The following is a 24,391-nucleotide window of genomic DNA, read 5'->3' as shown; positions in this document are numbered from 1 at the left end:
TGCTGTTTATGGCTATTTCAACTAAAATAATATGGAGGAGGCGTTTTCATGAAACCTTATTCAATCCTATGGTTATTCCCTACGTTATTGGTATTTGCAGGATGTGCCGATCATTCCTCTCAATCAAATGGTACTAATACTAGCACGAATTCGATTGTTTTGGATTCTACAACTTCTGCGCCTTTACCAACTAATCCCAACCATCCATCAAAGGAGGAAACACCAATGACAATTGCTCCAGGTCGCTTGTTACAAGCTGTTAGTGCAGAGGATTTAAATCTAGTTCAAACGTTGTTAGACCAGTCAACTGCGATGATTGATGAACAAAATGAAAAAGGAGAATCCCCATTATTGATTGCTGTCCACCATAATATGATCGATATTGCAAAAATCCTCATTGATCACGGTGCGAACATCAACTTACAAGATCATATTCAAGATAGCCCTTACTTATATGCTGGCGCACAAGGAAAAACTGAGATTCTTGCTTATATGCTTGAAAATAGTGAACCTGATCAGTCGATCGTTAACCGTTTTGGTGGTAATGCCTTGATACCAGCTGCCGAAAAAGGACATTTAGCCAACGTCAAACTTTTGCTAACTGATGGTCGTGTTGATATCGACCATCAAAATCATTATGGCTATACTGCGTTAATTGAAGCTGTGGCTTTGCGAGATGGCTCAAAGATCTACCAAGACATCGTCCGAGAATTATTGGCTCATGGTGCAAATAAAGAATTGCGTGATAATCAAGGGAAAACTGCCGAAGATTATGCCAGAGAATTAGGATATGATCAACTATTATCTCAATTAACTTGATTACAGGCTAAAAAATAATTTCCAAATAAAAAAGCTGATGATCGATGTTTTATAACAAAATGACACTTTTGTTTATAGCTTAGACATTTGCTTTTTTGTTTTACTTTCACGATCGTCTCATCGTTTTTGTCTGAACCATGTTCGGTTTACTTTCTGATCAGCTAAGCTTTTTGGTATGGAACGTCACATCTACGCCTTTACTCATACGCAGTTTTTCTATCACGAAACCTTCGTTAAACAAAAGATTTCACTTAAGATGAACCTGTTTCATTATGGTTACAGGTCACTCCACTGCTGGTAATACATACGTTTTTATTTCTAATACTTGAATGATATTATCTAAATCTGCCACTTTGACTACCATGGTTTGATCAGGTCTACCAGGTGCAAATACTAATTTTTCCTGAGCGAATATTTCTTCATCAATAATGACAGGAACAGATGATTCATAACCAAATGGTGAAACAGCACCTGGCTTTTGTCCCGTTTCCGCTTCCATTTCTTCAGCCGAAACAACTGACACTCTTTTACCAATCAGTTTGCTTAATTTTTTAAAGTCGCTTCTTTTAGTCGTGAAGGTTAAAAAAATGTAGCGATTGTTTTGTTTATCTTTTAGATACAAGCTCTTCGTCTCAGTACCACTAAACCCTTGTTCCTCTTTTACAACTAACGCATCCTCATTGGTAAAAATTGGGCGATGGCGATAAAGTTCAAACGCAATCTGGTTTTGTGTAAATATTTCTTGCAAATCAATCAAAAAAATACCTCCTTAAAAATAGATTATTTCTTTACTTTTCTATTTTATGGGATTTTTATCGATAAAAGCAATGTTTATTTCATTACTCGTTCGGTTTATCCCTAACTGTGTTTACATAATATAAATATAGTACATTTAATCCAGATTTCTTAAAAAACAGAGTAAATTCGTTGGATATCACGAATTTACTCTGTTTTTTTCTATTGATTTAAACTGCTAAGACTATCTGCTACGATTTGTTTTGGTGTCAAATGATAACGTTCATACAATGTTTGAACAGGTACACTATCAGTAAACTCTTTTTGAGAACCAAAGTTTAGAACTTGGATTGCTGAATCTCCATAATAACGACTGATTTTTTCACCAAATCCGCCCGAAAGACTACCATCTTCTAAAGTGATAATCAATTGGTGATTTTCTTTTAATTCTTCTAAAGTTTCATGATCAAGTTCGGTGATCGTTCCAGGGTTAATCAAAGTGCCTGAAATCCCCTGATTCGCAAATTCTTCTAAAGCTTGTTTACCTAATTCAAGGAAGCCACCTAGTGCTAAGATTGCAACTTTATCTCCAGCAACCAAGCGTTGGTAACTTGGAATAGCGTAGTCTTTTGCGATTGCTTCACCAGATGTCACACCATGAGCAGGGATTCTAATAGCAACCGGTGAATCGGTTTGCGATAAACTCCAATCCAACATCGAAAGTAAGTCTTCCTTCGTAGCTGGCGCTAAATATTTAATATTAGGAATACTTGAAAGATAAGGAATATCAAAAGTCCCTTGGTGGGTACGATCACTTCCTGAAATGCTTGCTCCTCCAATTAGAATGACTACTGGATTTTCGTTGATCGCTAAATCATGAGATAATTGATCATATGCTCGTTGTAAAAACACACTTGAATGGAATACCACAGGTCGAATCCCTTGAGATGCTAAAGCAGAAGCAAATGTGATCGAATGTTGTTCTGCAATCCCCACATCAAAGTAGTGTTCTGGATGTTTTTTTTGAAATTCCTTTAAGCCAAACATTCCTGGAATCGCAGCATTCACAGCCACGATAGGCGTTGCACTTGTTTTCGTTTTTTCATCAAGATAGTTCATAATTATTTGATTAAAACTTTCACTAGTAGGAGCATTTTTCGCTTCGCCTGTTTCTAAATCAAACGGTACATGCCAATGATATTTCATTTTGTTTTCGACGGCTGGCTCATAGCCATGACCTTTTTCGGTGTGAACATGTAAAACGATTGGATGGTCAATGTCTTTAATTTCTCTGAAAACCTCAATTACTGTTTCTAAATCATTACCATCCGCAATGTAGCGATAATCATACCCCATCGCTTTAAATAAATTATCATTACTTGTCCCATTGCTTTCACGAAGCTCTGCTAAATGACGATATAAACTTCCCTGATTCTCATCAATGGACATTTCATTGTCATTCACTAAAACGATCAAATTAGAATTGATTGTTCCACCATTATTCAAACCTTCAAAAGCTAAGCCTCCACTTAAGGAACCATCCCCGATAAAAGCAATGATATTTCCTTTCTCCTGTTTCAAATCACGGGCTTTTGCAAGACCGACCGCTAAACTGATCGAAGTTGAAGTATGCCCCACAGTAAAATAATCATGTTCACTTTCATGTTGATTGGAATAGCCACTAATTTCGTGGTAGCTTCCCTCCTCAAATCCATTTTTACGACCAGTTAATAACTTATGTCCATAAGATTGATGGGAAACGTCCCAAACAATTTTATCCTTGGGCGAGTCAAACACATGGTGGAAAGCAATTGTTAATTCCACGACACCCAAATTTGGTCCGACATGTCCTCCGATCGCACTATTTTTTTGTAAAATCTTTTCTCTCATTTCTGTAGCTAATTCAGACATTTCGTCTATCGTTAGTTTTTTTACCTCTGTTGGACCATTGATTTGGTCTAAGATGTTTGTCTTTATACTCACTATTCTCTCTCCTTTTGCAATAACATGTCCGAAAAGAATAACTCATTTCGGTCTTACTAATTGTTACCACAAAAGATATTGTACTACTTGGAGTCAACTCTAAGTCAAGAGGATTTTGAGTAAAACTTCACAATAACAATGATATTTTTATTCTAAACAGCTTACACGAATAAACTTTACTAACTGGACCGAATTTTTTTAAAGTAGATAAAAAAAGCTGAGACAATAATTGTCTCAGCTTCTGATTTTATTTATGATCGATCAAATGATCCGATCAATTTCTTACAGTTTACGAGCAAAGAATGATACGACCAATACAAGAATGATTGCACCAATCAATGATGGAACGATTGCCATGCCCCCGATACTTGGTCCCCAAGTGCCAAGTAAAGCTTGTCCGATCGCTGATCCAACTAGACCTGCGACTACGTTAGCAATGATTCCCATTGAAGAACCTTTATTTGTAATAGCCCCTGCAATTGCTCCGATAATACCACCGACGATTAATGACCAAATAAATCCCATTTTAATTTCCTCCTAATTTCTTTTACTAACAATCAATTACTGAACACGTGGTTCAGTGTTTTCTTTCACTTTTTGTGTTCCTTTATTCATAGCTGCTTTTGCTTTATCTGTTTGTTTTGAAGCAAATTGACCAGTTGATTTAGCAGCATCTGTCACTTTGTCTTGGACAGTTTCTTGATCTTTTGCATATTCTTCTTGTGTTTTGATATCAACTACATTCACATTCACTTCGATTACATCTAAATGTGTCATATCATTCACTTCACGGCTGATCAAGTCTTTAATTTGATCATAGATATTTTCAATATCTTTTCCGTATTCTACAACTACATCTAAGTCAACAGCTACTTGTTTTTTACCAACTTCTGCATTGATTCCTGCTGTGACATTATCCGTGTTCACTAATTTTTCAGCAATGTTTGAGAAGAAACCGCCATCTAATGTTAATAAACCGTCAACATCTTTCAAAGCATAACCGATGATTTTTTGGATTACTTTATCTTCGTAAGTTAATTCTCCACGTGAAATATGGTTATTCTCAGATGTCATTGTATTTGTGTTTTTGATTTCTTTGTTTTCCATGTCCAGTTCCTCCTAAGATTTAAAAAATTGATCAAATATTTTTGTTTCTTTCAAATAAAAACCAATGCCTGCACCTATAGCAGTCATGATTAATATTAGAAGTGTTTTAAAAAATCCAACTGTTATCCATAAAACAGCTAACAGTAAGCCAAGTCCCCCGAAGATAATAGGGAGCTTGTACGCTGAAAATATCTCTTTCATGATGGGCCCCTCCTATTCTACTCGAGCGTGCTTGTGTGCATTACTGTCGTAATCTTCAAATCCACTATAAGTAACAGCTACAGCGATGTTTTGTTCAGTACCAAGTACTCGTGCCACTTGTTGTTCAATGTCACGCATCAATTCTCCTGTTTTACCAATTAAAGAGGATGTTCGTTTTAAATCCCCTTTTACATGGACATTGATTTTATTTTTTGTTGAGCGTACTCGAACTTTTGGTGAACCAACAAATTCTTCTTCATGTAATTGTGATCGCACAAGCCCTTCGATTGCTTTCTTGTCTAAAGTCAGTTTTCCATCTTTTTGTTTTAAAACAAACGTTCCTTTGGATTTTGGATAGAAAAGAACAACTAATAACAAAATAAGCACAAGTATAGCAAAAACGACAGCTGTCCAAAATAGATATTGTTGCACGTAGTAGTTCGTTATGACAAAAAATCGAAAACGTTCCAACTGTTCTGGCATCATATACGGTGCGTTGATCAACGCAATCCCTAAAAGCACCGTCAGCAAGAATAAACTTGCAAGAATACCGACGATCTTCCACCCTTTATTCATTCTCCACCTCCTACTTCTAATTGACCGTGATCACACATGTTATTTACAAGATTTAATAGAAAGCGCTACCATGCCATGCTAATACTAATAGCCTTTTTTCACTTTCTATGACAATCATACATAAATAACGTTTCCCTCCAATAGACTGTGTTGCCTTTTTTCTATTGGGTATATTTAAAGGATAGTAGTCTACATTAAAAAATGCAAAGATAATGCTCAGTTATTATTACAAAAAACTATCAGTTGCTATGATAATTTTCTAATATTAATCGTTTCCTTCTCTCTTTCTTCTTTCTTATCTGTAAAAAACAGAAAAAATTTCTTTCCATATATCTTTTAAATGGATTATACTTAAATAAAGATCATTTGAAGAAATAGATTGCTTTAGCCATGTTTTTGACAAAAAGGGGTGTCGTGAGATTATGGTAAAGAAAATAATTTATGCTCTAATAACTACCTTAATTTATTTAATCGTTTCTAATGCAGGGAATTTATTTTTTGGGATTTCAAAAGAATTTAGTTGGACAACGACATTATGGGAATCTTTTTTCTTTTTTATATTTGTTTTGCTCTTACAAAATTATCGAAAAAAATAAGTCTTAGGGTCAAAATAGCAACTACTATTTTTGATCCTAAGACTTATTTCGTATGATGAATTCTTTTTATTCCACTAGTATTTCGATTTCCAAGTTTATTTTTCGATTTGTTTCAATGCCTCAGGTACTTTTGGTTCATAAATAATTCCTGTACACATTGTTCCTTTACCTATAGCTTCTGTAGCAACGGCAATAGCAACAGTTGCTAAAATTTGCATATATTTTAATTTTCTTGAGCTAATTTTTTTTAACATTTTCTTCATCCTTTCTTTTTTGAACAAACATTAAAAGGGTTGAGATCATCATGCCTAACAACAGTAAGGTACGAATACGGTTACTTGATTGAATCCCACCAAAAATAGTTAGGAACAAACTGACCACTATCATCTGGCTCTTTCCATTTAGCAAAGAACTTTTCGCCGATTTTTGTGCGATCACTATCCCTTTGAACCACAAGATCAAGCAAATCATGAGACTGCAGATCACAAAGCTGGCTCTTGTGACATCTACAGCAAAAGTAGTAACTAGATATGGTAATAAGACAAAGAAAAAAAGACTTAAGACCGTACATACATTACTATCTCTTGCATGAAAACTTTTTGTTGTTCTTCTCATTAGTGTAAATACCAAATGAGTAGTCAAAACCGGCAGAATAATATGAAGACACCCAGCTAAACAGTAGATAAAAAATATCTTTGAACTAATTACCAGAAGAACAGCTAATCCATATTCCATTTTTGCCAAGTCAATTTCTGACAAATGTAATTGTCTTCCTATCCGCTTACTAATTGTTTTTGAAGCTTTTTCTTCTAAAGATATAGATTCTTCCGACATTTGATCCGCTCCTTTTCATCTATATTATATTTGTTTTTTTATAAGATAGTTGGTTTTATCAAAAGTGAACGTTATTTGATCAAAAGTGCGGAATACCTGGAGATGTAATCAACAACTGGTTAATTTCTTGAACTGATTTACTACTTTCTTTAAATGACGAGTAGAAACTAAACATTTTGCTCCATTGGCCATAGTGATCACTCGTTCTTTTTTATTGATCTCTTTCACATTCATCAGATTAACTACGTAAGATTGATGGCAACGACAAAATACCTCATACATACTTTCTATTTCTTTGATCTTCCCTATATACTCAATTCTGCGGTTATCTAAATAGACGATCAATTTATGGGGTGTTGGACTAGATTCAAAATAAAATATTTCATCGACATATAACTTTACATCAACTGGACCATTTTTAATCCAAATTTGGGGTCTAGTTTCCAGATTTGTATTCAAATAGCGTTCAATTGCGACGTCAATACATTCCGTCACTCTCTTTTGAAAGGTATCCATATTATCTTTGACAATGTAATCTAATGCTTCTACTTTGTATAAAAAAGTTAAATAGACTAAATCTGTATAAGTTGTCACAAAAATGATTTTTGCTGTTGGGTCGTAATCTCTAATTTTTTTTGCTAACTCGATCCCATTTAAATCCGTTTTTAGATCAATATCTAAAAAATAGATTCCTTCTGTTTTATGTTTTGAAATAAACGACAAGATCATCATTGGATCATCCGTAGCAAATTGAAATTGAACATCATAGTCTTTCATCAATAAATAATTTGTAATCATCCGAGTAAGCTTATTTCGATGAGCAATTTCATCATCACAAACAAATATTTTTAACATTACTAGCCCCTCATTCCACTAATCGTTATGATTTGTATAAAGCGATTGTTTTCAATTTTTGTTTCTAAAAAAACATTCTCGTTCAAATGAACAAGCTCGTCCAGATTCGTTAGACCTAGTCCTTGATTTCCTTTTTTAGTAGTAAAATTCACTTTTTTCAATTCATGTAATTTAGGAATACTTGAACGACATTGATTCATTAAGACAAAAAAACAATTTTTGTCTTCCTCCATAATAGTCAATTCAATTTTCCCCTTTTCTAAAAAGGCTGATTCTTCAATTGCATTATCCAGTATAATCCCTAGCATACGAACAAGTGTGACTGTTGAGATAGCGATATCCGTAATGGGTGTTGGAATCATTACGTTTACTTCGACACCCTTTTGGCTAGCCACGTATAATTTACTCAAAATAATGCTTTTTATCTCTCTAATTTTAAGATTTGAAATCGAAGCAATTGGGAGATTGTTTTCTTCAAAAATCGTTTCAGTAGCTTTGATACTTTGATAAAAATACTTTTGCAGCCCTTCAATATCCTTTGTTTGAATATAGTCCTCTATTGAAAACAAAATATTCTTATAATCGTGTTTGAATTTTCGTAACGCAAGGTAGTTATTTTCGATCTGTTCACTGTATTCAATCAGGTGACGCATTTCTTTTTGCTGTTCTCGTGTTTCGAATTCTTTTTTCTTGATAAAAAGTAGTACACAATAAATTATGGTAGACATTACACCATAAAGAACCGTAAATAATTCATTGCTGATAACTAGGAATCTTGCTAAAACAGAAAAACGATCACTACAAATGTTAATAAAATAAACAATAATCGTAAAAAAAACAACGATGGCCGCTATTTTTAGAGTCGTTTTATCCCTAATAATCTTTGGTATGACCATTTTTTTTAGAAAAACAGTAACGATCCACAAACAACCTGTTCCTAAAACAGCTGTAAAAAAATCGCTGATATCCCAACCTAAAATTTTATATAGATATTTGGCTGTTCCATCAATGAATATGTAGAAAAATAAAATAATCGAAGGATAAAATATCGCTATATCAATGTTTCGATCAATGAAATAGATGCTTAGACATAACCCAGCCCATAAGATAACGGTCGCAATGATATTGATCCATTGATATAAAGCAATATAAGCGATTACACTAATAAACGAAAACAACTGAAACTTTTTATTTGATAAAAGATTCCTTAGATAACCAAGAGCCATAAAAACAGTGTAAAGCTGACCAATCAAAATTAGGATAAATAAACTTTCTTCATTTAATTTCATTTAAACTTCCCCTAACAACCTAATAATTTATCTGAATTTTTTATCCATACTTATATAACAATTTATACTAACGTATTTTATTTCCCAACTCCCCACAACCAAATAAAATAAAACAATTAGTTATTTGTACACCTAACTTTAATAACAAAAAATAGGATCAAATTTTCCCAACCAATCATGATCTTCGTTGTTATTTGTGATTTTAGCATATTTACTTTAGATTTGGGAGGGTATAAACATGATAATGATACGTTTTTCTACTTAAAAGTTCTGTTATTTAAAACTATCGCAAATGTAATCTAAATTAAATATCTTTTTTGCAAATGATATGTTATAATTAATCTATTGCGATAAATATTTTATGCGAGATTTTGATTTGTTTTGATGAAATTTAATCCCACTGGCGTAACTTCAGGGTTACAAGGATGTATTAGTGGTTAGGGAATACATTGTTTAAATGAGAAATAGTCCATTTTTAGTAATAGTTTTACAGCTTTAAAATATAATATGATTCGTTAGAACGCCTTTTCTTTATTGAAAAAGGCGTTTGTCCATCCTTTTATTTATCGTTTATCGATAAATAATTATTGATAATGAACAAACCTCATGCTATACTAATAAAAATTTAGGAGGCATTTTATGAAATCCAAACTGTTCTTTATCCAATTAATCGTTTCTGTTTTTTGTTTTGTTCCCCTTCTCTTGGGAACGCTATTAACTATTCAATTGAGTACAAATCCTACAAATCCATTTAGCAACTGGCAAACTACACTATTTATTCTAGTTCTTTACCTGATCCTTCTAGTGACTTTGTTGCTCAATTTCTTCCTGCTCCGCTTAGTCAAAACCTTCCCTTCAAAGGAAACTTTTACTAAAAAGAGTCTCAAACTTAGCAGTAAAATCCGATCTTGCCTTTTATGTATCACGATCCTTGCATTTGGTATTTTGCCAAAATTTTACCAAATAGCTGATATGAGCGATAGTCCAGGAATCCTACTCATCGCTTTCGTCTTACTCTTTATCCCTTTTTTTATCTACATCCTTTCAAGCATTTTGATTGATTTACTCAAACAAGCCATTTATTTAAAAAATGACTATGATTTAACAGTGTGAGGTGTCGAATGTCTATTATTATCAATTTAGATGTCATGTTAGCCAAGCGAAAAATGAGCGTGACCGAACTTAGTGAAAAAGTAGGTCTTACGATGGCTAATATCTCTATTTTAAAAAATGGTAAAGCAAAAGCGATTCGGTTTTCTACGCTCGATAAGATTTGCGAAGTTTTAAACTGCCAACCAGGTGATATCCTCGAATATCAAGATACAAGCCAAATGAGAGAGTAGCTCATTTCTTTAGTTGAGTGACACCAATGAAAGCTAACTACTTTCTAATCAATCTGAAGACCGACAAAAAAGCCCACGTCAGCTGTAGTCTAGCTAACGTGGGCTTTTTAATAACTGATTATCTTATTTTTTAGAATTTTTATTTGCTTTTCTTTTTCTCCAAAACAGGATGATTCCCGCTAAACTAACAATCAAAACACCTGATACAGTAAAAATCGTATTTTTTGTTTCATTGGTTTTTGGTAAATTACCATTTTTTGCGCCACTTGTATTGTCTCCATTTGAGTTCTTTTTTTCTGAATCTGTTCCTGTGATCTCTTTATCTTCAGTCATGCTATCTTCTGTATCATCTTCTAAAGCACCATCCGTCCCTTTTTCCACCACTTCATAAGCCGCTTCAGTTTCAGTAGAAAAACCACCATAGGAACGGTCAGCTTTTACGACTAGTTTAGCAACACGATACCCCAAAGAAGAAGTATCGATTTCTGTTTCAGGATCTAATGCAACCGTATAAGCAGTTTTCGGCAGCTCTTTGCCATTGACTTTAACTTCTTTCAAAAGATTTTTAAGGTCCACACGTTTCGTATCGATAACTATTTTCGCTTCTGCTGGTGTCACGGTAAAATCTCCTGTTGGTTCAAACCCATATTCAGTCACATTGTAATACGCATAATTGGAACCATAAGTGTAATTTCGCTCTTTTTCTTCTGCCATCAAGACATTCCCACTTGGATCGGCATGATACACTTTAATTTGATCTCCCACCGAAACTTTTAATGGTTCCCCACTATTGAACCGATTAATCGATTGTTCAATTGTTTGCGTACCGCGAACTTCGTATTTATATTTACTGCTGTTATTTGTAAAAACTTCAATCCCATAGTAAATTTCCATGTCATCATATTCTGTGATACGGTTCGATAAGTCACTTCCGTCTTCTCCCTGTAATGATTGGAGTTTTATTTGTTTGTTTTCTTTTATCAAACTGTAGGCACCTACAGTATCGCCACCTTGATTTTTTAGTTGGATCGTACTTCCCCACTTCACTTCGTAAGGCACTTCCACTTCTGTAGAAGTCACCTCATCTGCGGTAGACAATTTCACTTTTAACATTTTCTGTCCAGTGGTATTTGTATCAAAGTCAGAAACTTGTTCGACATCATATAATGTCGTCTCTAATTTTTGACCATTGAAAGTGACATTTTTAATCAAATCCATTCCATCAATGTCACTGGTATCTTCGCCCAAGGTAAATTCATGCGAAACTGTTTCAGCCTCCATCTCAGTGATGGGAACAAATTCTTGACTGGCCACTTGATAATAGGCATAGTTGGAACCCGCTGTATAATTTTTCGACAAGTCATCTCGCATCAATAAATTATTCTTCGCCTCTGCATGATAAACTTTTACGATGTCCCCTTCCTCAATCGGTAATGGTTGGCCATTATTAAACCCGTTGATCGCCTGCCACACTGTCATATTGCCTGTCACATCATACTGGTATTTTATTTGTTCCGATAATCGAGTCATCGGATCTAAGCCCATAATATTTTCGACAGTGACACCTGTTTTTTCTTCGTGCTGATTTTCTGGATTTCCTACTATTTCGATTCGGTAGTAAGTATCGCGACCAAAGGCACTATTCACATGATCCGATAAAACGGTGGAATCATCCCCTTTGCCAACTTGGATCGTCCACTCTCCGTCTTGTTCCACAATACTATAAGCGCCCACATTCTGGTCATCAAACCCTTTAAGTAAGAAAGTACTTCCCCAAGCCACTTCATAAGGAACATCCAGTTCAATATCTGCTGATCCATCTTCTGGCTTAAGATTTAATTTGACTTCTCTTTTACCAACAGTAGAGGTGTCCATTTTAGAAAGTTGCGTAATCTTATAATTTTTGCTTTCCACCCGTTCACCATTGATCGTTATATTCGCTAATAGCTGACTCAAGTCTATATTTTGAGTGTTTTCCATTAAAGAAAAAACTTTATTTGGTCCTACAGCTTCAATTACCGGCATGGGCTCAAAACCATAAGAAGTTATGCGGTAATTAGCATATGGAGAACCATAGGTATAGTCCTTTTCTGTTTCATTTACTAGTAAGACAGAACTACCGTCTGAACGTTGGGGATGATATAGTTTTATGATATCACCTGCTTGGACATTCAATTTTTGTTTCGAGCCAAAATTAGCCATTACCTCTTCTAACGTCGCATAACCCGGTATTTCTTGAGAGTAAATAGATCGCCCTTCACGCACTATTTCAATGGAATAGTAAAGTGAAGAATCGGTACTAATTGGTGCATTAAGATCGGTTTTTAATCCTTGGTTAAAGACTAATACACGATTCGTACTGGAAGTTCCCGCATATATTGAAAAGGCCCCGGCTGATTGCCCATTCTGAGCTTTTATCAAAATAGTTTTCCCCCATTTGACTTCATAGGGAACGTCAAGCTCTTTTGACACCAGCCCATCTTTCGTATCAATACGTACCTTGATCGTTTGTGAACCAGCTACCGAAGTATCGAAATCACTCATTTGTTTGACTGTATATAAATTACTAGCCACTATCGTTCCATTGACCGTAATACTATTGATCAACTTCGATCCATCAACGTTACTGCTGTCTTCACCCAAGGTAAATTCTTGAGGCATCGAATCAGCCGCAACCGCTAAAATTGGTTCCAAGCCATATTCAGTGACTTCATAATACGCATAATCGGAACCCATCGTGTAATCCTTGACTAATTCGTCTTTCATTAATAGATTTTTCCCAACAGAATCGGCATGGTACACTTTGATCACGTCACCTTCATTGACATCCAGCGGTTTTCCCTCGTTGAAACCGTAGATGGATTCACGAATCGACTGATTGCCTATCACTTCATAACGGAACTTGTTAGTTGTCCCCTGTAAAATTTCAATGGAGTAAAAGGTATCTCTACCAAAGTAGTTATTGACTGGTTCGTCTAATTCTGTACCTTCTACGCCCTGGCTAGCTTTAATCTGCCATTGATCATTACTTTTTAGTAAACTGAATGCACCAACTGTCGATTCTTTCAACCCCTTTAGAACGAAAGTATCACCCCATTTCACTTGATAAGTGACTTCAACTTCTTCAGAGACTAAACCATCTTTTGTGGTAATATTGACTCTCATCGTTTGCTTACCAACTGTTCGAGTATCCCCCCCATCGATAAGGTTGATTTTATACTGTTCATTCGAAGTTAATTGATCATTAAGACGTATATTTTTGATGAACTCTTGTGGATTCAATTGGTTGATATCTTCGCCTAAAAAAAATACTCTTGCGCTTTCAGCTGTTATTACGGGAGCTGGGTCTAAACCATACGCTGTTACACGATAACGAGCATTCTCTGTTCCGTATGTAAAATCTTTTTCTTCTTCATCGATCATCACGACCGAGCTATTAGCTGTTTTCCCTGGGTGTGTGATTTGGATGATATCATCTATTTTAACGTCTATTTTATTCTCTTTATCTCCAAAAGCATTCATAATTTCTTGTAAAGTTGCCCGATTTGTTACTTCTTGCGTATAGATCGTTCTCTCATTACGTAAAATATCTAACCTATAATACAGTTTAAATGGATCTTGTAATTTTCCTACCGCCACGTTTAACGGTGATTCTAATCCTTGGCGAATCGAAAGAGCTGCGGAGTCATTATTTGAGTTACTGACATCAAGAGTGAAAGCACCTGCAGAATGGCCATCAATTGAACGCATTAAGATGGTATTGCCCCATAATACGTTGACTGTAGTGGTTCCTGTTCCTTTAATCCAGACACTCGCCTCAGAAGCTTTTTTCTTAACTGTAATGTTTACTTCTTTTTGACCAATAGTCTGAAAATTTGTATCGGTTGTTTCGTCCACGACCAATTCTAACTCATTAACGTCTACTTTCTCACCTAACAGTGTCACTTCTTCTATATAATTTTTAAAATTTGAACTTAAAGAAGGGTAGGATACTCCTAATATTCGTTCTTCTAATGGTTTTAATTTAACTTCTAAACCTGGATTGGAGATAACTTCAATTTGTACTGCACTATCTGCAGTACGCCCATCTGAGGAAGTCGCTTTCGCCAGACAAGTTTGAATACCCTCTTGATTCATATCAGGGGCTTTGACCCATTCAATTTTATATGTAGACTCTTCATAATGATTCACCACTTTAAAATAATCGGCTGCTTTTGGAACAGCACCATATTGTATGACTTTATGTTCTCCTGCTTTTGGTAACATCTCTAGCGGCAAAGGCATAATCGTAATCGGCACAGTTACTTCAAGCGTTCGTCCAGAGTCATCACTGACTACTATTTTCGCTTCTTGCAATCCTGGCTGACTCGTATCAGGAGATGTTTTCCATTCATATTTTACATTTCCTCGAGTATTCTCTACTGACTCAATATATTCTACAGCTTTAGGTACCTCATCACCTTGTTTAAGCGTATGTGCGCCATCTTTTATTGAAGCTTTCAATTTCCCAATACTTGATTCTGCATCAGGAAAATCTACTGAAAAATCAATTGCATCATATTCTTTAACTATCCCAAAAAAGTAAGTAGGGTAATAAAAGATTTCCATAGGGAAAATCTCGGGTTGGTTTGGCGCAATTTTCAGACGAGTGAATGTAACCTGATAACCCCAAGTATTTAATTGAACCAATTTCATTCGCCAATTTCCGCTTTTTGAATCTACACTAAAATGTTTACCTTCTGGAATAGTTCCATTATGTGGTGCCCCTTGAGGTAATAAATATATTGTGTCATTCTTTATCAGAATGCCATCACGAGGGAGATCAGGGTCATAAGCTGGTTCTGTAAGACCTATCTGATTGCTATACTCAAAGTCTGAAACAAGTATATATTTTATATTTACTTGTTCATCTACTTTATAATTTAAGTTAATCTCATCTACTGTAAATCTTATCCTAGCATTCAAATATTTTTCTAAATACGAAGAAGCTGTCTTCCTAAGTTCTCCACGTTGATAACTGGTTAGCACAGAGTCTCTAGAAGAAATTGTTGTATTTTTTTGATCATCTTCTGGATCTACTAGGTTATTATTATCTGCTTTTTCACTTGTTTTTTTTTCTTTTCCCTGATTTGTTTTTTCAGTTCTTTTTGATTTTTGACTTATAGCTCTGCTTTCATTTGTAGGCAACATCGAACCTGCTCCCACGATAGTCCCACTATTCGTTTGCCCGAGTATCAATGCAAAAATCAACGCACTTTTCAATAATCGTTTTTTATCTTTCAACATAATCCTCCCTTGATTACTCTATTAATAAAAAAATTTTTCTTTCATCAAGAAGCATATAAGGAATTATTTTATCGTACAATGTCATATTTTACCAACAAACCAGGAAAAATAGACTTACTTCAAATCGTTATTTTTTAAATTGTACTATAAATGTAAAAAGAAATGAAAAAAACTGATATTTATGGAAATGATGAATCATCATTGATTTTTCCGTTTCATTTCAGATAGTAAAAACGCTGAGGAAAACTTATATTACAATGAAATTTACTTTAGATAGAATTCACCCCCCTCTATATGTGGTTAATGAATAAAGTTCAACAGGAGGATTGTCGTAGTAAATCGAAACCAACATGTTCGTTTAGTTAGACAGATATCCTTTTCGTTTTTGTTATAATAACTATAATTTCCGTTATACATACAGTAAAATCGTTGAAAAGCTATTTTCCAAAACTTACCAAAGAATCTTTTCGGATATTGATAGACGATAGATGTTATCCTCTGACTTGTATAGAGCTTTATTTGTGCAAATAGTAAGTCCAGTGACGAAGTGCCAAAAAAGCACTCATTAGAAGCTTGTACCGCAACTAATGAGTGTTTTATTTATTTCAACGAGATTATACTACTTTTTTGATTCTTCTTTTGGTTTTTTCTTTTTCCAAAACAGAAACATTCCTACCAAACTAATTAGTACGGTGCCTAATAGAGGGAACATTGCATTTTTGGTTTCATTGGTTTTCGGTAAATTACCACCGTTTGCTTCTTCTGTTCCTTCACCTTCCGAGTTGGTCTGTTCTTCTGTATTTCCTTCGCCTGAACTTTCTCCTAACGCTCCTGGTGTTCCTTCTTTCACCACTTCATAAGTCGCTTCAGTTTCAGTAGAAAATCCACCGTAAGAGCGGTCAACTTTGACCACTAATTTAGCGACACGATTTCCTAAACTTGAAGTATCGATTTCGGTTTCAGGATCCAATTTCACGGTATAAGCGTTTTTCGGTACTTCTTTCCCGTTGACTTTCACTTCTTTCAAGAGATCTTTAAGATCCACTTGTTTGGTATTGATGATTATTTTTGCTTCTGCCGGTGTCACGGTAAAGTCCCCAGTCGGTTCAAAGCCGTATTCGGTCACATTATAATACGCATAATTGGAACCATAGGTATAATTTTGCTCCGTTTCTTCTGCCATCAAGACATTCCCGCTTGGATCCGTATGATACACTTTGATTTGATCCCCTGCAGAAACTTTTAATGGCTCCCCACTATTGAATCGTTCGATTGCTTGGGCAATCGTTTGTGTGCCTCGCACTTCGTATTTATATTTACTAGTGTTATTTGTAAAGACTTCGATCCCATAATACACATCTGCATCGTTGACTTCAGTGACTCGACTAGCTAAGTTCGTTCCTTCTTTTCCTTGTAACGCCTGGAGTTTCAATTGTTTTTTGTCTTTTGTTAAGCCGAAAGTACCGACGGTTTCACCTTTTTTATTTTTGAGCTGGATCGTACTTCCCCATTTCACTTCGTAAGGTACTTCCACATCCGTAGAAGTGACACCATCTGCGGTAGATAATTTCACCGTTAACATCTTCGCTCCTGCGGTATTCGTATCAAAGTCAGAAACTTGTTCGACATCATATAATGTCGTATCTAATTTTTGACCATTGAAAGTAACATTTTTGATCAAATCCATTCCATCAATATCACTAGCATCTTCGCCTAATGTCAATTCTTGTGAAATTGTTTCAGCTTTCATCTCAGTAATCGGTTCAAATTCTTGATTGGCTACTTGATAATAGGCATAATTTGAACCCGCTGTATAATTTTTCGTCAAATCATCTCGCATCAATAAATTATTCTTCGCCTCTGCATGATAAACTTTTACGATGTCCCCTTCTTCAATTGACAACGGCTGCCCATTATTAAACCCATTGATAGCCTGACCCACAGTCATGTTTCCAGTCACATCATACTGGTATTTTATTTGTTCCGATAATCGAGTCGTCGGATCTAAGCCCATAATATTTTCAACGGTTACACCAGAACCTTCCTTCGGTTGATTTTCTGAACTTGCTACTACCTCGATCCGATAGTAAGTATCGCGACCAAAAACGTTATTCACGTGATTGGTTAAAACGGTGGAATCCTCCCCTTTGCTAGCTTGGATCGTCCACTCTCCGTCTTGTTCCACAATACTATAAGCGCCTACATTCTGGTCATCTAATCCTTTAAGCAAGAAGGTACTTCCCCAAACCACTTCGTAAGGAACATCCAGTTCGATATCTGCGGTCTCATCGGCTGTCGTTAGTTTTAATCTGACCTCCTTTTTGCCCACAGTTGCGGTATCTAATCCAGAAAGTTTCTCCACTGTATATTCTTCACTCGTAACAATTTCGCCATTGATCGATACTTGTGCTAACAATTGACTCAAGTCCGTCGTTTTCGTATTCTCCTTTAATGAGAATGCTTTGTTGGAGCCAACAGCTTCAATCACTGACATCGGCTCAAAACCATAGGATGTTACTCGATAGTAGGCATATTGCGACCCGTAGGTATAATCTTCTTCCATTTCATCTACCATTAACACCGAACTACCTTCTGAACGTTGAGGATGATACATTTTAACGACATCACCAGCTTGGACATTTAACGTTTGTTTCGTCCCAAAATTGTCCATTACCTGTTGGAGAGAAGCACGTCCCGGTACCTCTTGTAGATAGACAGAACGCCCGTCTCGCAATACTTCAATGGAATAATAAAGCGAAGAATCGGTACTAATAGGTGCATTGAGATCGGTTTTTAATCCTTGGTTAAAGACTAATACACGATTCGTACTGGAAGTCCCAGAATGTAATGAAAAGGCTCCGGCTGATTGACCATTTTGAGCTTTCATCAAAATCGTATCGTTCCATTTAACTTCATAAGGAACCTCGATTTCTTTTGAAACGAGTCCATCTTTCGTATCAATACGCACGTTGATCGTTTGTGATCCTGCCACCGAAGTATCAAAATCACTCATTTGTTTGACTGTATATTGATTACTTCCCACTGCCGTTCCATTGATCGTAATGCTATTGATCAACTTCGCACCATCAACGTTACTACTATCTTCACCTAAGATAAATTCTTGAGCCATCGAATCAGCCGCAACCGCTAAAATTGGTTCCAAGCCATGGTCAGTGACTTCATAATAGGCATAATTGGAACCAATCGTATAGTCCTTGACTAATTCATCTTTCATTAAAAGATTTTTCCCAACAGGATCAGCATGGTACACTTTGATCACGTCGCCTTTACTGACCGTCAGCGGTTGCCCATTATTGAATCCCTGAATGGATTCACGAATCGACTGATTACCTGCCACTTCATAACGGAACTTGCTGGTAGCGCCTTGTAAAACTTCGATAGAATAATACGTATCACGCCCAAAATAATTATCCACTGGATCATTTAAGTTTGTGCCATCTACTCCTTGAGAAGCTTGGATTTGCCATTGATTTTGATTCTTCAATAAACTAAACGCACCAACTGTCGCCTCTTTCAAACCTTTTATAACAAAAGTGTCTCCCCACTTCACTTGGTAAGAAATCTCAATGATTTCAGAAGCCAGTTTATCTTTTGTTGTGACTTTGACCCGCATATTTCGTTTACCGATCGTACTGGTATCAAACTCATCAAGAGGTTCTACTGTATAAAATTCATTGTCCGCTACCCCACCGTTGATCCGCACATTTTTTACTAGTTCATTCAAATTCGTTTGCTTCACGTCTTCGCCTAAAACGAACGCTTTTTCCGCACTTTCTGCCGTCATGACAGGTGCTGGATCAAATCCATAAGGAGTCACACGGTAACGGGCGATTTCCGTACCATACGTAAAATCATTTTCTTTTTCCTTAATCATCACAACCGAAGCATTAGGTGTTTTGCTTGGATGTGTGATTTGGATGATATCATTCATTTGAACTGTTACTTCATTATTCGTATCTCCAAACGCATCCATGACTTCTTGTAACGTTGCTCGATTCGTGACATCTTGGTTATAAATGGCATTGCCATTACGTAAAATTTGTAGGTTATAGTAAAGTTCAAAAGGTTCTTTAGCTGAGCCTACACTGACATTTAACGGGGACTCAATCCCCTGGCGAATCGACAGCTTGGCTGGGGCATCATTAGAATTGCCAACATCTAAAGCAAAAGCACCAGCGGAATGACCATCAACCGAACGCATCAAGATGGTATTGCCCCATAATACGTTGACTGTGGTGGTTCCGGTTCCTTTGATCATGACATTGGAAACAGGGTGTTTCGCTTGAACAGTGATTTTCACTTCATGTAAGCCTACTGATTGAAAATCAGTTTTAGAAGATTCATTCGCAACAAATTCTAGATCATCAATTGCTACAGGTTCTCCTAACATGATTGCCTCTTCAATATAATTTTTAAAGGTATTTGCTAACGTATCAGAAGATTCTACTAAAGTCATGGTACGATCTTCAATCGGTTTTAATTTTAATTGTATACCAGGATGAGGTAAAATTTTCATAGTCATTGATTTTGTTTCTTCACGACCATCAGCTGTTATCACTGTTGCTTGCCAATTATAGGTTCCTGATATGGACGTATTCGGGCTATTTTCCCATCGCAGAGTATACGCACCTTCCGTTGTTACTTCAAAATAATCTTTGACATCTGGGATAGCATCGTATTGATAGATCTCATCAGTAGCCTTTTTTATTGTCAATAATTCTTTTATTGTAATCGGGAAAGACACTTCTGTCGAACGACCGGTGTCGTCTTTCACCGCAATCTTAACATCTTGTTTCCCGACTTTACTTGTATCTGGTTTAGTAACCCATTCATAACTTACTTTTCCGCGAGTATTTTCAGCAGTCACATACTCTTCTGGTTTAGGGATCGCTGATAGGTGTTCCCCTAATATATGGTCTCCTGGATTTACCGTTACTTTAATTTTACCGATAGCATTTTCTGCACTTGGTATAGTGATTTTATAAGTCTGCGGACTATAAAGATACTCATGAGCGCCATTTTTTTTCGAATAAGTAAAAACAAATTTATCAACATCAAAAATTTCCTCTTGTGGCACAGCTAATTTTAACCGAGTTAAAATAGCGTATACCTTATGATCGTACAAACTATAAGCTGCTGCATCAGGAGCAGATATCCGTAGGCTCCAATTCCCGCTCTTTGATATTGTGGTAGCAGTTGAATATATTCCCGGGATTCCTACCGTACCTGCATTCAATTGGGTTATCGAGGACAACGTAGCAATTTGAGTAGATCCAGACCATGGTTGCTGATTCCACCATGTATCATTAAAAAATTCTTGATCTGCCGTTCTTATAAAAAGATCATAAAATGGAAATATTATCGTATCTCCAACTTCGTAGTTATCTTCTGAAACATCAATATTTTTATTTAGCATTTTGTTTACGAAATAATTAATATAACTTGCGACTTCTATTCCATACTGCTTACTTTTAGCAGGTGATACTCTATTGGAAGTTTCATCATTCGCTATAGTAAAAGTAGGTGGTAAATCCAAATTTCTAATTTTTTTAGATTGACTCTGTTTCTTAGAATTAGTGTTATTTTCAGTTGTTTCTTTTTTACTCGTACTTGTTTTTTCATTCTTTTTTGAACTTTGCTTGACAGAACTACTTTCAACTGAGCTTAACATCGAAACAGCTTCAACAACTGTACCGCTGGTTTGTCCAAATGCAAGCGCTAATATCAATGTACTGTGTAATAATTTTTTTCTGGTTTTCAATGTACTCCTCCTTTTAAGGCTATATCTTTAAATGGCAATAGAAAAGTAATGTCTGTTTTATCATAAGAAAGACTCCTTTTTATGCCATACTTATGTTTGATTTCTTCCTTTGTTTCTGCCAATTTAGTAAAGTTAAAACGTTATGTTTCTTAAGTTTTTTTTCTTTTCTCCCAATTCGCCCCTTTTACGTTTATTTTTATGGAAAAACTTCAATAAAACCCTACTTCTTTAAGTTTAATTGGAAACATAAGAATATGTAATGTCACTTTTTCACAATGGACAAACACTAAAAGACAGAAGATGTTTTTGTTATGTAAAACATTTTACTTACCATTAAAAAAGGAGCCTTAGCCAAAAATAGAAGAGACCGAGACAAAAAATTGTCTCGATCTCTTCTATTGACTCTATAAATAAACTAATTTTTAGTTACTTCGCTTTCAACTACTTAGCGACTGAACGAACAGTTAATTCGTGCTTGAATCAGTTAATTATTGGTTATTTTCTTTTTGTTGCTCAATTGCTGATTTGGCTTTTTCCGTTTGTTCAGATGCAAATTCTCCTGTAGCTTTTGCCGCATTTGTCAATTTATCTTGAACTGTTTCACTGTTTGCTTCATATTCTTCTTTTGTCTTAATGTCGACAACATCGACATTGACTTCAATGACATCTAGATGTGTCATTTCATGAACTTCTTTGGCAATGATTTTTTTGATTTGTTGGTAAATTTCTTCGATGTCTTTGCCGTATTCAACAACGATCTTAAGATCAACAGCGACTTGTTTTTTCCCAACTTCCGTGTCAATACCGGCTGTTACATTATCAGTGTTGACTAATTTTTCTGCCACGTTAGAGAAGAAGCCACCATCAGCTGTTAATAATCCATCCACTTTTTCTAAGGAGATGCCTATGATTTTTTGAATGACCTTATCTTCATATGTCACATCACCATTCATAGATTCACCGTTTTCCGTTGTGTTTTTTGGATCTTTTGCTGGGGCATCTGGCTTAGGTGGTGTATGTTCTGGCATTGGAGGTTTTGGATGATCTCCATGATGTTCTTGTGGTTTACTAGAATTTTCATGTTTCCCTTGTTGTCCTGATTGTCCTTCGTTTTCTTTTTTATCATGAGCCACTTTGTTTTCAACGTTGGGTACAACCGGATCTGGATGTGCTGAAACGGGTGCTGTTTTATCTTTGGCATCATGAACACCATTTGCATTGTTCGGTGTCGTTGGATCTGGATGTGCAGATACTGGTTTGTTTTGGTTGTTTGTTTTGTTGTTATCCATAATAGAATTTCCTCCTAAGATTTATGATCAAAAATTTTCGTTTGTTTTAAATACATTCCGACCGCCACGCCAATGATCGCCATAAGGATCAGCAAAAAGGTTTTAAAGAATCCCACTGTGATCAATAGTACAGCAAGAATCAACCCAATTGCCCCGCAAATGATCGGAAGCTTATAAGCAGCAAAAAGTTCATTCATTTGTGCCCCTCCTTATTCCACACGAGCGTGTTCGTTTGTTTGATATTTATTGGTAGGTGCTTGGTAACCTGTATACTTCACCGACACTTTTACTTGCTCATCTGTGCCGAGTAACTGTTTCACTTCTTTTTCGATTTCATCCATCAATATTCTTGTTTTCCCGATCAATGAAGAAGTCCGTTTTAATTCACCTTTAACTGTAACTGCGATCTTATTTTTTGTGGCTTTGATATTGACCTTAGGCGAATGAATGAATTCATCTTCATGTAAATGTGAACGAACCATACCTTCAATCGCTTTTTTATCTAACGTTAATTCGCCGTCCCCTTTTTTCAATAAGAAGGTTCCGATCGTTTTTGGATAAAAAATGACGATCAATAATGCAATAATTAGTAGAATCGCTAAGCCGACTGCTACCCAAAAAATATATTGCTGCATATAGTAATTCGTTATTGTAAAGAAACGGAATCGTTCAAGCATCAATGGTAAAGGATAGACCGCACTGATCAAGACGACAAATAGTAGAATAGACAAAAGTAGCAGAGAAAAAATGACACCAATTGTTTTAGTCCCTTTATTCATCCTGGCACCTCCCATTTTTTATAAGTTGATAGCTTCCCCACCAGTTACACCATAAATTTGTGCAGTAACGTAGCTCGCTTTATTTGAAGCTAAGAAAACGTAAACTGGAGCTAATTCTACTGGTTGGCCGGCACGTTCAAGCAAGCTTTGTTGTCCAAATTCAGGAATAGAATCTTCCGGTTGTCCTTCGTCTAACTGTAGTGGTGTCCAAATAGGACCAGGAGCTACTCCATTAACACGAATGCCTTTTGGTGCTAATTGTTTTGCTAAGCCAATTGTAAAGTTTGCAATAGCTGCTTTCGTGGAAGCGTAATCTAAAAGATGTTCACTTGGATTGAACGCTTGAACAGAAGTAGTGTTGATAATTGCCCCTCCTGCTGGAATATGCGGAACCGCCTCTTTAACAATCGCAAACATCGCTAAGATATTCACCATGAAGGTATCTTTCACTTGTTCTAATGGAATTTCTTCAATAGCCGGGCAAGAGATTTGTTGTCCCGCATTTAATACTAATGTATCTAAGCCACCTAATTCACTGACAACTTTTTCAACGATTTCTTTAGGCGCTGTTTCGTCTCTAAGATCATATGGTACTAAGACAACTTTTCGTCCTGCTTTTTCAATATAGGAAGCTACTTGTTTGGCATCTTCTTCTTCTCCTGGGAAAAAGTGTAAGCCGATGTCTGCTCCTTCTCTTGCAAAAGCAATAGCTGCCGCGCGCCCGATCCCTGAGTCTCCGCCAGTAATCAGAACACGGCGATTTTCAAGTTGATTTGATCCTTCATAAGATTCTTCTCCACAGTCAGGAACTGGTTGCATTTCTTTTTGTAATGCTGGTGTATCCTGGTCTTGTTTAGGAAATTCCTCAGTATGGTAAAGTTTGCGTGGATCAATTAATTTTGGTTCTGTCATGTGTA

Annotated in this window: 19 protein-coding genes; 3 read left to right on the top strand and 16 right to left on the bottom strand. The window is 35.9% G+C overall.

Translation table 11 applies throughout. The annotated features are described in order from the left end of the window. The first annotated feature begins 48 nt into the window (after nucleotides 1-48). On the top strand, nucleotides 49-819 hold the full coding sequence (locus AB3I12_RS01125) for an ankyrin repeat domain-containing protein (RefSeq protein WP_063627149.1): 771 nt from the start codon (nucleotides 49-51) through the stop codon (nucleotides 817-819). Nucleotides 820-1,102: 283 nt separating this feature from the next. Here the strand turns inward: AB3I12_RS01125 and AB3I12_RS01120 are convergent, their stop codons facing one another. The 10 genes from AB3I12_RS01120 to AB3I12_RS01075 form a co-directional block, all read right to left on the bottom strand. Beyond that, a complete protein-coding gene (locus tag AB3I12_RS01120) occupies nucleotides 1,103-1,576 on the bottom strand; it encodes a YbaK/EbsC family protein (RefSeq protein WP_063627150.1) in 474 nt (157 codons plus the stop codon). Nucleotides 1,577-1,776: 200 nt separating this feature from the next. Beyond that, the gene (locus tag AB3I12_RS01115; protein ID WP_053766839.1) at nucleotides 1,777-3,537 is read right to left on the bottom strand and encodes a 1-deoxy-D-xylulose-5-phosphate synthase; all 1,761 of its coding nucleotides are present in this window, start codon (nucleotides 3,535-3,537) and stop codon (nucleotides 1,777-1,779) included. Nucleotides 3,538-3,819: 282 nt separating this feature from the next. Then, nucleotides 3,820-4,062 (bottom strand): GlsB/YeaQ/YmgE family stress response membrane protein, encoded by a 243-nt coding sequence (locus AB3I12_RS01110; protein WP_010719097.1) that lies wholly within the window; start codon nucleotides 4,060-4,062, stop codon nucleotides 3,820-3,822. A gap of 36 nt (nucleotides 4,063-4,098) precedes the next feature. Continuing rightward, nucleotides 4,099-4,611 (bottom strand): Asp23/Gls24 family envelope stress response protein, encoded by a 513-nt coding sequence (locus tag AB3I12_RS01105; protein ID WP_223603608.1) that lies wholly within the window; start codon nucleotides 4,609-4,611, stop codon nucleotides 4,099-4,101. A gap of 45 nt (nucleotides 4,612-4,656) precedes the next feature. After that, complete coding sequence (locus AB3I12_RS01100) at nucleotides 4,657-4,845, bottom strand: DUF2273 domain-containing protein (protein ID WP_010719095.1); 189 nt, start codon at nucleotides 4,843-4,845, stop codon at nucleotides 4,657-4,659. A gap of 12 nt (nucleotides 4,846-4,857) precedes the next feature. Continuing rightward, nucleotides 4,858-5,421, bottom strand: a complete 564-nt coding sequence (amaP, locus tag AB3I12_RS01095) for an alkaline shock response membrane anchor protein AmaP (RefSeq protein ID WP_010737641.1) — start codon at nucleotides 5,419-5,421, stop codon at nucleotides 4,858-4,860. Between the two features lie 691 nt (nucleotides 5,422-6,112). Then, nucleotides 6,113-6,271 (bottom strand): cyclic lactone autoinducer peptide, encoded by a 159-nt coding sequence (locus tag AB3I12_RS01090; RefSeq protein WP_063627151.1) that lies wholly within the window; start codon nucleotides 6,269-6,271, stop codon nucleotides 6,113-6,115. Further along, nucleotides 6,255-6,851 carry an accessory gene regulator B family protein gene (locus tag AB3I12_RS01085; protein WP_063627152.1) on the bottom strand — a complete coding sequence of 199 codons (597 nt, stop codon included), beginning with the start codon at nucleotides 6,849-6,851 and terminating at the stop codon, nucleotides 6,255-6,257. The genes AB3I12_RS01090 and AB3I12_RS01085 overlap by 17 nt, the downstream gene beginning before the upstream one ends. Nucleotides 6,852-6,959: 108 nt before the next feature. Then, nucleotides 6,960-7,706: a LytTR family DNA-binding domain-containing protein gene (locus AB3I12_RS01080; RefSeq protein WP_063627153.1), complete on the bottom strand. Its 747-nt coding sequence runs from the start codon at nucleotides 7,704-7,706 to the stop codon at nucleotides 6,960-6,962. A gap of 2 nt (nucleotides 7,707-7,708) precedes the next feature. Further along, nucleotides 7,709-8,995: a sensor histidine kinase gene (locus AB3I12_RS01075; protein WP_063627154.1), complete on the bottom strand. Its 1,287-nt coding sequence runs from the start codon at nucleotides 8,993-8,995 to the stop codon at nucleotides 7,709-7,711. A gap of 639 nt (nucleotides 8,996-9,634) precedes the next feature. Here AB3I12_RS01075 and AB3I12_RS01070 point away from each other — a divergent pair. Next, on the top strand, nucleotides 9,635-10,108 hold the full coding sequence (locus tag AB3I12_RS01070) for a DUF2975 domain-containing protein (RefSeq protein WP_010719090.1): 474 nt from the start codon (nucleotides 9,635-9,637) through the stop codon (nucleotides 10,106-10,108). Nucleotides 10,109-10,116: 8 nt separating this feature from the next. Next, nucleotides 10,117-10,338: a helix-turn-helix transcriptional regulator gene (locus AB3I12_RS01065; protein ID WP_010719089.1), complete on the top strand. Its 222-nt coding sequence runs from the start codon at nucleotides 10,117-10,119 to the stop codon at nucleotides 10,336-10,338. A gap of 123 nt (nucleotides 10,339-10,461) precedes the next feature. Here the strand turns inward: AB3I12_RS01065 and AB3I12_RS01060 are convergent, their stop codons facing one another. The 6 genes from AB3I12_RS01060 to AB3I12_RS01035 all read right to left on the bottom strand — a co-directional run bounded on the left by AB3I12_RS01060 (nucleotide 10,462) and on the right by AB3I12_RS01035 (nucleotide 24,386). Next, a complete protein-coding gene (locus AB3I12_RS01060) occupies nucleotides 10,462-15,624 on the bottom strand; it encodes an LPXTG cell wall anchor domain-containing protein (protein ID WP_368015439.1) in 5,163 nt (1,720 codons plus the stop codon). Between the two features lie 619 nt (nucleotides 15,625-16,243). Beyond that, complete coding sequence (locus tag AB3I12_RS01055; RefSeq protein ID WP_063627155.1) at nucleotides 16,244-21,406, bottom strand: LPXTG cell wall anchor domain-containing protein; 5,163 nt, start codon at nucleotides 21,404-21,406, stop codon at nucleotides 16,244-16,246. Between the two features lie 488 nt (nucleotides 21,407-21,894). Then, entirely contained in the window at nucleotides 21,895-22,695 is an 801-nt protein-coding gene (locus AB3I12_RS01050; RefSeq protein ID WP_063627156.1) for an Asp23/Gls24 family envelope stress response protein, read from the bottom strand. Nucleotides 22,696-22,709: 14 nt separating this feature from the next. Further along, entirely contained in the window at nucleotides 22,710-22,892 is a 183-nt protein-coding gene (locus AB3I12_RS01045) for a DUF2273 domain-containing protein (RefSeq protein WP_063627157.1), read from the bottom strand. Between the two features lie 12 nt (nucleotides 22,893-22,904). Further along, complete coding sequence (amaP, locus tag AB3I12_RS01040; protein WP_034698115.1) at nucleotides 22,905-23,474, bottom strand: alkaline shock response membrane anchor protein AmaP; 570 nt, start codon at nucleotides 23,472-23,474, stop codon at nucleotides 22,905-22,907. An 18-nt stretch (nucleotides 23,475-23,492) separates the two neighbouring features. Continuing rightward, nucleotides 23,493-24,386, bottom strand: coding sequence for an SDR family oxidoreductase (locus AB3I12_RS01035; protein WP_063627158.1), 894 nt, complete (start codon nucleotides 24,384-24,386; stop codon nucleotides 23,493-23,495). Between the last annotated feature and the right edge of the window lie 5 nt (nucleotides 24,387-24,391).

Source organism: Enterococcus sp. C65, from assembly GCF_040887165.1.
GTDB classification, from domain to species: domain Bacteria; phylum Bacillota; class Bacilli; order Lactobacillales; family Enterococcaceae; genus Enterococcus_B; species Enterococcus_B hirae.
Note: the sequence above shows the minus strand (reverse complement) of the source record. Positions and strands in the feature narration are given on the sequence as shown.

What these genes read in the sequence shown, in the direction of transcription:
- AB3I12_RS01105 (WP_223603608.1), bottom strand. Translation starts at nt 4,611, where the DNA reads ATGACATCTGAGAATAACCATATTTCACGTGGAGAATTAACTTACGAA.
- amaP (WP_034698115.1), bottom strand. Translation starts at nt 23,474, where the DNA reads ATGAATAAAGGGACTAAAACAATTGGTGTCATTTTTTCTCTGCTACTT.
- AB3I12_RS01035 (WP_063627158.1), bottom strand. Translation starts at nt 24,386, where the DNA reads ATGACAGAACCAAAATTAATTGATCCACGCAAACTTTACCATACTGAG.
- AB3I12_RS01080 (WP_063627153.1), bottom strand. Translation starts at nt 7,706, where the DNA reads ATGTTAAAAATATTTGTTTGTGATGATGAAATTGCTCATCGAAATAAG.
- AB3I12_RS01110 (WP_010719097.1), bottom strand. Translation starts at nt 4,062, where the DNA reads ATGGGATTTATTTGGTCATTAATCGTCGGTGGTATTATCGGAGCAATT.
- amaP (WP_010737641.1), bottom strand. Translation starts at nt 5,421, where the DNA reads ATGAATAAAGGGTGGAAGATCGTCGGTATTCTTGCAAGTTTATTCTTG.
- AB3I12_RS01075 (WP_063627154.1), bottom strand. Translation starts at nt 8,995, where the DNA reads ATGAAATTAAATGAAGAAAGTTTATTTATCCTAATTTTGATTGGTCAG.
- AB3I12_RS01060 (WP_368015439.1), bottom strand. Translation starts at nt 15,624, where the DNA reads ATGTTGAAAGATAAAAAACGATTATTGAAAAGTGCGTTGATTTTTGCA.
- AB3I12_RS01070 (WP_010719090.1), top strand. Translation starts at nt 9,635, where the DNA reads ATGAAATCCAAACTGTTCTTTATCCAATTAATCGTTTCTGTTTTTTGT.
- AB3I12_RS01085 (WP_063627152.1), bottom strand. Translation starts at nt 6,851, where the DNA reads ATGTCGGAAGAATCTATATCTTTAGAAGAAAAAGCTTCAAAAACAATT.
- AB3I12_RS01050 (WP_063627156.1), bottom strand. Translation starts at nt 22,695, where the DNA reads ATGGATAACAACAAAACAAACAACCAAAACAAACCAGTATCTGCACAT.
- AB3I12_RS01045 (WP_063627157.1), bottom strand. Translation starts at nt 22,892, where the DNA reads ATGAATGAACTTTTTGCTGCTTATAAGCTTCCGATCATTTGCGGGGCA.
- AB3I12_RS01100 (WP_010719095.1), bottom strand. Translation starts at nt 4,845, where the DNA reads ATGAAAGAGATATTTTCAGCGTACAAGCTCCCTATTATCTTCGGGGGA.
- AB3I12_RS01090 (WP_063627151.1), bottom strand. Translation starts at nt 6,271, where the DNA reads ATGTTAAAAAAAATTAGCTCAAGAAAATTAAAATATATGCAAATTTTA.
- AB3I12_RS01125 (WP_063627149.1), top strand. Translation starts at nt 49, where the DNA reads ATGAAACCTTATTCAATCCTATGGTTATTCCCTACGTTATTGGTATTT.
- AB3I12_RS01065 (WP_010719089.1), top strand. Translation starts at nt 10,117, where the DNA reads ATGTCTATTATTATCAATTTAGATGTCATGTTAGCCAAGCGAAAAATG.